The organism is Streptococcus danieliae, from assembly GCF_009767945.1.
GTDB classification, from domain to species: domain Bacteria; phylum Bacillota; class Bacilli; order Lactobacillales; family Streptococcaceae; genus Streptococcus; species Streptococcus danieliae.
On the sequence record NZ_WSRS01000067.1, the window covers coordinates 1 to 9434 of the forward strand.

At 45.1% G+C, this 9434-nt stretch carries 8 protein-coding genes; 5 read left to right on the forward strand and 3 right to left on the reverse strand.

Translation table 11 applies throughout. From position 1 onward, the window contains the following. Positions 1-286: 286 nt before the first annotated feature. Together E5983_RS07075 and E5983_RS07080 are read left to right on the forward strand one after the other, a co-directional pair. Positions 287-1405, forward strand: a complete 1119-nt coding sequence (locus tag E5983_RS07075) for a PfkB family carbohydrate kinase (RefSeq protein ID WP_160333177.1) — start codon at positions 287-289, stop codon at positions 1403-1405. Beyond that, positions 1389-2303, forward strand: a complete 915-nt coding sequence (locus E5983_RS07080) for a pseudouridine-5'-phosphate glycosidase (RefSeq protein ID WP_160333178.1) — start codon at positions 1389-1391, stop codon at positions 2301-2303. Before E5983_RS07075 ends, E5983_RS07080 begins: the two co-directional genes overlap by 17 nt. 326 nt (positions 2304-2629) lie before the next feature. Here the strand turns inward: E5983_RS07080 and E5983_RS07085 are convergent, their stop codons facing one another. From E5983_RS07085 to E5983_RS07095, 3 genes are read right to left on the reverse strand one after another with little or no spacing between them, the layout of a single operon-like run. Further along, positions 2630-3949, reverse strand: coding sequence for an FAD-containing oxidoreductase (locus E5983_RS07085; protein WP_160333179.1), 1320 nt, complete (start codon positions 3947-3949; stop codon positions 2630-2632). Between the two features lie 51 nt (positions 3950-4000). Further along, positions 4001-4186 carry a hypothetical protein gene (locus E5983_RS07090; RefSeq protein WP_160333180.1) on the reverse strand — a complete coding sequence of 62 codons (186 nt, stop codon included), beginning with the start codon at positions 4184-4186 and terminating at the stop codon, positions 4001-4003. 54 nt (positions 4187-4240) lie between these two features. After that, the gene (locus tag E5983_RS07095) at positions 4241-5260 is read right to left on the reverse strand and encodes a lactonase family protein (protein ID WP_160333181.1); all 1020 of its coding nucleotides are present in this window, start codon (positions 5258-5260) and stop codon (positions 4241-4243) included. 146 nt (positions 5261-5406) lie between these two features. Here E5983_RS07095 and E5983_RS07100 point away from each other — a divergent pair, with 146 nt between their 5' ends. The 3 genes from E5983_RS07100 to E5983_RS07110 all read left to right on the forward strand — a co-directional run bounded on the left by E5983_RS07100 (position 5407) and on the right by E5983_RS07110 (position 9007). Beyond that, the gene (locus E5983_RS07100) at positions 5407-6561 is read left to right on the forward strand and encodes an AI-2E family transporter (RefSeq protein ID WP_160333182.1); all 1155 of its coding nucleotides are present in this window, start codon (positions 5407-5409) and stop codon (positions 6559-6561) included. Beyond that, complete coding sequence (locus tag E5983_RS07105; protein ID WP_160333183.1) at positions 6551-7786, forward strand: tetratricopeptide repeat protein; 1236 nt, start codon at positions 6551-6553, stop codon at positions 7784-7786. Before E5983_RS07100 ends, E5983_RS07105 begins: the two co-directional genes overlap by 11 nt. Before the next feature lie 75 nt (positions 7787-7861). Continuing rightward, positions 7862-9007, forward strand: a complete 1146-nt coding sequence (locus E5983_RS07110) for a glycosyltransferase family protein (protein WP_160333184.1) — start codon at positions 7862-7864, stop codon at positions 9005-9007. Positions 9008-9434 lie beyond the last annotated feature (427 nt).

Here is a 9434-nt window from a genome sequence, read left to right on the forward strand (position 1 = left end):
CCCCCACCACAGGGAAAGCATCTCATAGAAATTCGAAAGAAGCCGGATTCGGATTGACGTTAAAACCATCTCAACACCCTTATTAAAAAGCTAAATAATAAAAGCCTAAAACTGTCAGTTTTCAGGGATTCCACACAACTTGACAAAGAGCCGAAAATATTTGGAACTTTTTTCATACCTGTTTTTTAGCAAATCACTTGCTTTGTGAATGTGGATGGTTTATAATAAGTTTGCTTAAAACAATTGTTTTGTTTGTGGCAAGTGTTTTTGAAAGGAGGAGAGGCTTGTGTTAACAGAGCGTGAGCGAGAGATTTTGGATTTGATCCGCCAGGATCCCTACCAGTCTCAGCAGGAATTGGCCAACCAGGTGGGCTATTCGCGGTCTACGGTCGCCAATCTGATTTCCAGTTTGGTTCAAAAAAATTATCTCCGTGGTCGGGCTTATATCCTAGAGGATTCGAAGTCGGTTGTCTGTATCGGTGGGATGAACTTGGATCGCAAGTTTTACGCTAGGGAAAGGCTGCAGATGGGAACTTCTAATCCGGTGGGAGCGAGTCTCTCGGTCGGCGGGGTTGGTCGCAATATAGCGGAAAACTTGGGCCGTTTGGAGGAGGATGTTTTACTGCTATCTCTGGTAGGGGATGACCACGATGGGGAGCAGTTAAAGACGTTGACCCAGTCCTATGTCAATCTCAAGTATGTCGAAAAGCAGAGTCACCATCCAACCAGTTCCTATGTGGCTATCCTGGATGAGGACGGGGATATGACCTTAGCGCTGGCTAATATGACCATTTGCGATGAGATGACCCCTTCTTGGTTGTCCAAATATGAAAATTTGCTTCTGGATGCGAAAGGGATTGTCGCAGATTTGAATCTTCCCAAGGAGAGTCTAGATTACCTGATTCAATTGGCGCGGGAGCAGGGCTTGCAGTTGGCGGTGGTTCCGGTATCGGCGCCTAAGATGAAACATCTCCCTCAAGACCTAACAGGTGTGGAGTGGCTGATTGTCAATCTGGATGAGTCGGAGGCCTATTTAGACTTGCAATTTGGTGATGGTATCACCAAAAAAGATTTGGCCCAGGCCTGGCTGGGGCATGGACTTAAGCAGGTCTTGATTACGGCTGGGGTTGATATCATGGTTTATGCCCATCAAGACGGGACCTATCTGGAGTTGCAACCGATTAAATTGGAGCAGGTTGTAGACGCGACGGGGGCCGGTGATGCCTTAGCCTCAGGTGTTATTTATGGCTGGTTGAATGGTTTGGCCATTCAGGAAACCTTGCAATTGGGTTTGACCAATTCTTACTATACGATTAGCTCCCAGGATACGGTTCGTCCAACCTTGTCAAAGGAGCGCCTTGCCAAAGAAAGAAAGGAACTTTTTACCAATGAAACAATATCTTGATATTGCCCCTGAAGTTGCCCAAGCCTTAGCAGAAGGCAAGCCAGTTGTGGCCCTTGAATCCACAATTATTTCGCATGGAATGCCCTACCCTCAAAATGTGGAGATGGCTCAGACAGTTGAGGCCATTATCCGGGAAGAAGGAGCGGTTCCTGCGACTATCGCCATTATGGATGGAAAATACAAAATTGGCCTTAGCGCGGCAGATTTGGAGCGCTTGGCAACCGAAAAGGATGTGGCCAAGGTATCCCGGCGGGATTTAGCCTTGATCCTCGCTCAGAAGAAAATCGGAGCTACAACAGTAGCGACGACCATGATTGGGGCTCATTTAGTAGGGATTCCTTACTTTGTAACCGGAGGAATTGGTGGTGTTCACCGTGGCTACGAAGAAACCATGGATGTGTCTGCAGATTTGGAAGAATTGGCTCAGACGCCGGTAACAGTTATTTGTGCGGGTGCTAAATCTATTTTGGATTTACCAAGAACCTTAGAGTACTTAGAAACCAAAGGGGTTCCTGTTTTGGGTTACCAGACAGATGTTCTACCAGCCTTCTATACCAGTAAATCGCCTTACAAATTAAACAGCCGCGTGGAATCTGTAGAAGAAATCGCACAAATGGATAAGGTCAGTCACGAGCTTGGTTTAAGTGCAGGTAGTTTGGTGGTGAATCCAATTCCAACTGAACATGAATTGGATGCAGCCTATATTGATGAGATTATTGCCCAAGCAGTTGTTGAAGCGGAAAAAGCAGGCATCACTGGTAAAGACATGACACCTTTCCTTTTAGGAAAAATTGTTGAGTTGACCGGTGGTGAGAGCTTGGAAGCCAATATTCAGTTGGTTTATAACAATGCCAAGGTCGGCGCACGGATCGCTAAGGCTTATAGTGAATTAAACTAAAGGGATTCTCTTGTAGAGAATCAGAGGAAAGTATGAAAGAGCAAGCCGATCGGCTTGCTCTTTCATGATTTATATAAGAATTGTTAGGAAAAAAGGTGGAAAATGAGACACAAAGCAAATCACAAACAGTCTAGAAAACGCAACCGACAGTAGTTGAGGCTCTTTTTAAGATTTTTTGCCTAGCATATTGGAAGTGTGTTTTCGTAGTCGCTAAGATTTATCAAGGAGGTTTGATAAGGTCAGATTTTGAAATTCAATAAGCATTAGTTCCCAAGTAACGAACAACAAAAGACCCTCGTGAGTTTTGTGTCTCACGAGGGTTCTGGTTATAGGTTAAAGAGATCGTTGAGATTTTCAGCTAGGGTTGGATGGGTGAAAATTTGTTGGGCTAGGTAGGTATAAGGGACCTCATTGTCCATAGCCATGGTGATCAAGTTGATGATTTCTTGAGCATTATGGGCCAAGATGCTGGCTCCAAGAATTTGCTTGGTTTCTGGGTTTACAATGCACTTAAAGGCTCCACGAAGGTCACCATCGACATGGCCGCGAGGCATGGCAGCTACTGGCATTTCTTTAGCCTTGTAAGGGAGATTGGCTTCCTGAACTTGGGCTTCGGTAAGGCCGACTTGGGCTAGGGTTGGGCTAATAAAGATGGAGTTTGGAATGTGTTTCCGGTTTTCGAGGTTGTAGCTGCCGTCGCCTTCCAAGTAGTTGTAGACAATTCGGAAATCATCAAGGGAGATGTAGGTGAATTGTGGTCCACCGTTGACGTCACCGACGGCAAAGACACCAGGCACAGTGGTTTGACAATGTTTGTCAACTTGAATGGCACCGCGATCAGTTAGGGCAATGCTTGTGTTTTCCAAGTCCAAGTTTTGAAGATTGGGTTTGCGTCCAGTTGCATAAAGGAGGGCGTCAAATTCAAAGTCTCCTTGGTTGGTTTGGAGGAGCACTTTTTCATTTGTTGTGTTGGAAATGGCTTGGGTTAGGACACCGAGATGGATCTGAATGCCATCTTCTTCTAGATAGCCCTTGGCCAGTTGGGCCAGGCTCGCTTCGCTATGTGGTAGGAAGGTAGCGCTGGCATCTAAGATGGTTACTTGGCTACCGAGTTTGTTGTAGAGACTGGCAAATTCAAGGCCGATTGGTCCAGCTCCTAGGACACCTAAGTGTTGAGGTTGCTCGTTCAAGTTTTGGATACCAGTTGAATCATAGACATGGTCGCTTTCAAGCAGGCCAGGGATTGGTAGTTGATTGGAAACGGCTCCCGTATTGATGACAATTGTGTCAGCTGTCACCTCTTGGCGTTCAGATCCTGCTTCTAGTTGGACAACCTTGTCGGATAGGAAGCTGGCGCTGGCATCAAAGAGGGTGACACCCGCTCCCTCTAACATGGCATAGTTCTTCTGATTGAGGCGACCTGTTACAGCTTCTTTTTCAGCCATGACTTGGCTGAAAGAGAGGTTTTGATCGGCTGCCCGAAGGAGGGTTTTTGTGGGGATACAGCCGATGTTGATACAGGTTCCGCCATACATGGCTGGGTCCTGTTCTACCAAACCAACCTTTTTACCCTGGCTAGCCATCTTAGCAGCTAAGGTTTTTCCTGCTTTCCCAAAACCAATAACAAATAAATCAAAATGCAGCATAGTTCTTTCTTTTATCAAAAAAGCACCAGCGATGAAACTGGTGCGTGGGTCTTAAAAGAGTTTTTTCAATTTATCGACCGCACCACTGAGACCTTCAGATCCTGAAACCAAGGCTTTGGCTTGGTCAAGGTAAGATCCAAGATCATCTTTGTGTTCATCGATGAAGCTCTTAGCAGCTTCAAGGTCTTTGTTTTCGATGAGTTCTTTAACTTTATTGAAGAGTTCAACTGGATTCATAGGATTCTCCTTTTGTTTTTCTATTATTAGAATAGCATAATTTGTGAGGGAAGGCTATTGATATGGATTGGTTGAAACAAAAACAGCTTCTGGAACGTAAAAATCACTAGATAGGAGTTCTAAATGGCCTGTTTGCGGATTTCGTTTAAAGACAGTTGCGTTATCAGATTCTTGGTGGACCACAATCAAGAAGTTTTGGTCACTGGAGAAATTAAAGTCACGGGGGAAGTCTCCATGGCTGGGAACAATTTGTACTTGTTGGAGATTGCCATCAGAGAGGATCTTAAAAACAGTAATGGAATTGTGTCCGCGATTTGAGACATAGACAAACTTGCCATCCTGACTCATACGGATAGCACCAACGGTATTGTCTCCTTGATAATCTGCTGGTAGGGTGGTTTGCTGGCTGAGGTAGTCAAAATCACCAACACCATCATAAACCAAGGTTTCTACCGTAGAGTTGAGTTCACAAGCCAGATAGGCCATTTTAAAATGGGAATGGAAAACCAGGTGGCGGGGACCAGAACCGGGCTGGGCCTGGTAGTGATTGATCGGAGTGAGTTTACCAGCATCGGAAACACTATAGGTGGTTACACGGTCCGCTCCAAGGTCACAGGTGACCAGGTACTTATCCGGAGTTAGGTCTGAGAAGTGAACATGGGACGAAGCTTGGTTGGGGTGGGGTCCAGAGCCTTCTTGGTTGACGGCGTCTACCAAGGCTAAGCGACCGTTTTCCTCAATCCGATAAGCGGTTACTTGCCCCTTGTGGTAGTTGGATCCATAAACCAGTTGTCGTGGGCCATCATAGGCGACGTAGCAAAGAGAAGCACCGTCCTCTAGGACATGATTGAGGAGCTCTCCTGTTAAACGATAGGCTCCGATACCACCTTGGCCATTTTGGCCTGCAACGCTGTAAAGTTGCCCGCTTGGATTGAAAGCGAGGTAGGTCGGACTGGTTTCTGGAGTCAGAAGCTCAAGGGCTGACAGTTGGCCAGTGCTCAGGTCTAACTGGGCTGTATAAATCCCTTTAGAATCGCGTTTTGTATAAGTTCCGAAATAGAGAGTATCAAACATAGGTATCTCCTTTAACTAGAGTCTAGGGGCTTAGATCTCTTGGTGAGAAGCAAGCGCTAACTGCTTTTATTATATCATAGGCTAGTCGCAGTTTTTTTGCTTAAAAAATGCTAAAATGAAAGGAAATCTCGAAAAAGGAGTTCAGTATGCAGGAAAAAGAACGGACGTTTACCCTCTCCTGGTTTTTTAGGTGGTTTTTAGACAATAAGGCGATTACGGTCTTTTTAGTCTGCCTCTTACTTTTCTTGAACATTTTTCTCTTAACGAAAATTAGCTTTTTAATCACACCGATCCTAGGTTTTCTGCAGATTTTGGCCTTGCCTTTGATTATGTCGGGCTTGATTTTTTACTTGCTCAATCCGCTGGTGGATTTTTTGGAATCCCGGAAGATCCCACGGATTTGGGCGATTGTTCTAGTTTTTGTTTTGATCTCAGCCTTGTTGGTTTGGGGAGTAGCGGTGCTGATCCCAAATTTACGGACCCAGTTTCTGGCCTTTGTTCAGAACTTCCCGTCCTATCTGGAGAAGGCGGAGGTGGTACTCAATCAGCTGGTAGACCAGCCGCTCTTTGATGCAGCGCGACCACAATTTGTGGCGCTCAATAGTGAGATTTCCAATCGTTTGACCGAGTTTGTCAGTCAGTATTCTCCTCGAGCGGTTAACTGGGCCAGCAATTTTTTGACCGGTTTGTCCCAGTTTTTGGTGGCTATCTTGATTATGCCCTTTATTGTGTTTTACCTCTTGCGGGATGGCAAGGAGTTGAATGCCTATTTGACTAAGTTTATGCCAACCAAGTTCCGACCAACATTCAGTCGCGTTTTGACGGATGTCAACAAGCAGTTAGGTAATTACGTGCAAGGCCAGATTACTGTAGCGGTGATTGTGGCATTGATGTTTATCCTCTTTTTTAAACTGATTGGTCTCAATTATGCGGTAACCTTGGGAGTGTCTGCGGGCCTTCTTAATCTAATTCCCTACCTGGGTAGTTTTTTGGCCATGATTCCTGCTCTTATTCTGGGTTTGATTGCTGGGCCAGCCATGTTGATCAAGGTGATTCTAGTCTTTATTGTCGAACAAACCATCGAGGGCCGTTTTGTGTCGCCCTTGATTTTGGGAAGTCAATTGAATATTCATCCCCTGACTATCCTGTTTGTCCTTCTGACATCGGGAAGTATGTTTGGCGTTTGGGGCGTTTTCTTAGGGGTACCAGTCTATGCCTCTCTCAAGGTTGTAGTCGAAGCATTCTTTACCTGGTACCAAGAAGTCTCTGGATTGTATGAGGAGGAAGAGCATGAATCCTAGTCAAGCTTTTTTGGAAGCTTTGGAGCGGCAAGATTTAGAAGCTGCCCAGCAGGCCTTTGACCGGCTGTTGCAGGAGTCTTCAGAGGACCAGCAATTTGAAATGGCCCTCTATCTGGAAGAGATGGGGTTTTATGAGCAAGCCCAATTGCTTTATGAAAAAATTAAAGCAGCTTATCCAGAAGCCTACTTGAGTCTAGCCCAAATGGCTAGTCAGGAAGGGCGGACCGAGGAAGCCTTTGCCTATCTTGAAGAAATCTCAGTAATTAGTGAATGGTACTTGGCCAGTCTTTTGGTCAAGGCTGATCTCTACCAAGCAGAAGGGTTGACGGATGTTGCCCGTGAAAAATTACTGGAGGCTCAGGCCCTTAGTGATGATCCGGTTATTGTTTTTGGATTAGCGGAATTGGAGTTTGAATTGGGCCATTACCAGGCGGCAATCCAGTCCTATGCTAGCTTAGATAACCGAGAAATCTATGCGCTAACCGGTATTTCGACCTATCAGCGCATTGCCCTTAGCTACGCAAGTCTTGGGAAGCTGGAAGTGGCCATTGAATTTTTAGAAAAAGCCATCGAACTGGAATATGATGATAAGAGCGTCCATGAATTAGCGCTCCTGTTACTAGAGACAGGGCGGACCCAGCGTGCCTTGGATTATTTTCGCCAATTGGAGGCCTTGTCACCAGACTTGTTAGGCTTTGAATTGGGTTATGCACGGGCCTTGCGCGAAGAGCACCAGTTGGATCAAGCCTTGCGCGTGGTTGAGACAGGTTTGCAGAAGAATCCTTTTGATGAGCCCTTGATGTTATTAGCGTCTCAGTTATCCTATGAGTTGCATGATGTTGCAGGTGCGAAAAAGTATTTATTGGCGGCGCGTGAGATTGCAGAGGATTTGGAGGAGGTTTACCTCCGGCTCAGCAATCTGTATTTAGAGGAGGAGAATTTCCAAGACTTGGTGGATCAAGTTCCTTCAACAGTCGATTCCGTCTTGACCCAGTGGAATTTGGCCAAGGCCTTGCAAGGATTGGAACGGGATCAAGAATCGTTGGAGCTTTACCAGAAATTAATGGGAGATTTGAAAGACAATCCTGAATTCTTGCAAGAGTATGTCTACCAGTTGCGTCAAATGGGTTATAGAGAGGATGCGGCAGAGGTGGCTCAACTCTATCTCAATCTGGTTCCAGATGATCCGGATATGCAGGAATTTTTGGATGGTCTAAATGATTAAAATATATCCAGCTTTCGGGTTTGGTTCTTGAAAGTGTGATATAATTAAGGAGATGTTTTCAAACAAGGAGTTGTCATGAAGAAAGCCCTGATTGTGGTTGCCCAGGTGAAGCAAATTCAAGAATTAGAGACTTTGATGAAGTCTGTTATTCTCCATAACCAAAACCTGCATTTCTACATTGCTCACGATGGAATCGCCAAGCAATGGTTTACTAAAGTTCGGAAGAGATTGGCTCGAATGGCTGTCGAAGTAACATCTGTTCGCCTACCTGAAAATCTTGCTCAATTAGAAGTAAGTCCCTTCCGCTACACTCTTGACCACTATGTGGTAGAGGAGAATGTTTTATTGTTGTCCCCAGATATGGTTGTGACAACAGATTTAGGGCCGATCTTTAAAAAAGATTTAGGCAATGTTTTAACGATTTCCAATGTTCAGAATCAAGATCCTCAGGGAGCAGGGGTGGGAGATCGGCTCAAGGTTGTTAGTCACCATGTTCCCAAGGTGGCTCATGATTCCTATTCTCTCCTAGGGGACAATGTTGCTGATAAAGTGGATATCGCTTCCTTGATGAAGGGGAAAAAGCGTAAAGGAAAAGAGAGCCTATCCGATGTCGAAATGGAAAAAGGTCCCGTTTATCCGATTATTATCCATTACGATACCCCCTATAAGCCCTGGGATGAACTTCGCTTAGTTCCCTATCAAGCCGTTTGGTGGTACTATGCCAATCTAGCTTGGGATGAACTGGTAGCAACCAGTCCCTTCCTCTTGGAAAAACAAGTTGAGTCTCTCTCAAATTATGATTTTGTAGGCTGGGTTTATACCTACTCTGATGAGTTGCTCCATCTGGAGACCCTGGCACGGGAATTGCCAAATATTGGTTTTGTAATTGCTGCTCCAACGGAGATCTCAGCGACTTTGATGAACCTTTTGGTCTATCCGAATATTACTCTAGCTCCTGGTGTAGCCCGGGATAGCCTGCTCTACGATGAGATTGTCCGAGAAGCAGATTTCTATTTGGATATTAACAACTACGCAGAGGTCGGCACAGTAGTGGCTGATATGGCAGCTGCTGGGAAGCCAATTTTGGCCTTCGAAGAAACCAAGCATGGAGACTATGGTCAAAAGATTTTTAGTCCGGATAATCTCTTCCTTATGATTGAGACCATTCGTCATTTGGAAGTGGATAGTCTGCTCTTTTCGATTGGCATCAATCACCAATAATAAAAAGTGTGAAAGGAGGTTGGGACAAAGATCTCACCTCTTTTTTGTACTCGTAAAATTTGTCTGCTACATCGAGTCGATTCCTGCCTCAGTTGATAGCGAACTTTTCAAGTTCGTCTATTTAGAAGCTCGTCGAGTCAATTCCTGCCTCCGTTGATAGCGAACTTTTCAAGTTCGTCTATTTAGAAGCTCGTCGAGTCAATTCCTGCCTCTGTTGATAGCGAACTTTTTAAGTTCGTCTATTTAGAAGCTCATCGAGTCAATTCCTGACTCGATGAGAGCACTGCAAATAAGCCTTGTTCCTTTAAGATGGGAGCAAGGCTTGTTTGTAAGCGCCCAATAACAAGGTATCTTCCGATAAAGTAGAAATCTAGCTATACTAGTCTCAGAAAACATGAGTAGAGGAGATTGGTTTAGTGGATGCGAA

What these genes read in the sequence shown, in the direction of transcription:
- E5983_RS07080 (WP_160333178.1), top strand. Translation starts at nt 1,389, where the DNA reads ATGAAACAATATCTTGATATTGCCCCTGAAGTTGCCCAAGCCTTAGCA.
- E5983_RS07105 (WP_160333183.1), top strand. Translation starts at nt 6,551, where the DNA reads ATGAATCCTAGTCAAGCTTTTTTGGAAGCTTTGGAGCGGCAAGATTTA.
- E5983_RS07085 (WP_160333179.1), bottom strand. Translation starts at nt 3,949, where the DNA reads ATGCTGCATTTTGATTTATTTGTTATTGGTTTTGGGAAAGCAGGAAAA.
- E5983_RS07110 (WP_160333184.1), top strand. Translation starts at nt 7,862, where the DNA reads ATGAAGAAAGCCCTGATTGTGGTTGCCCAGGTGAAGCAAATTCAAGAA.
- E5983_RS07090 (WP_160333180.1), bottom strand. Translation starts at nt 4,186, where the DNA reads ATGAATCCAGTTGAACTCTTCAATAAAGTTAAAGAACTCATCGAAAAC.
- E5983_RS07095 (WP_160333181.1), bottom strand. Translation starts at nt 5,260, where the DNA reads ATGTTTGATACTCTCTATTTCGGAACTTATACAAAACGCGATTCTAAA.
- E5983_RS07100 (WP_160333182.1), top strand. Translation starts at nt 5,407, where the DNA reads ATGCAGGAAAAAGAACGGACGTTTACCCTCTCCTGGTTTTTTAGGTGG.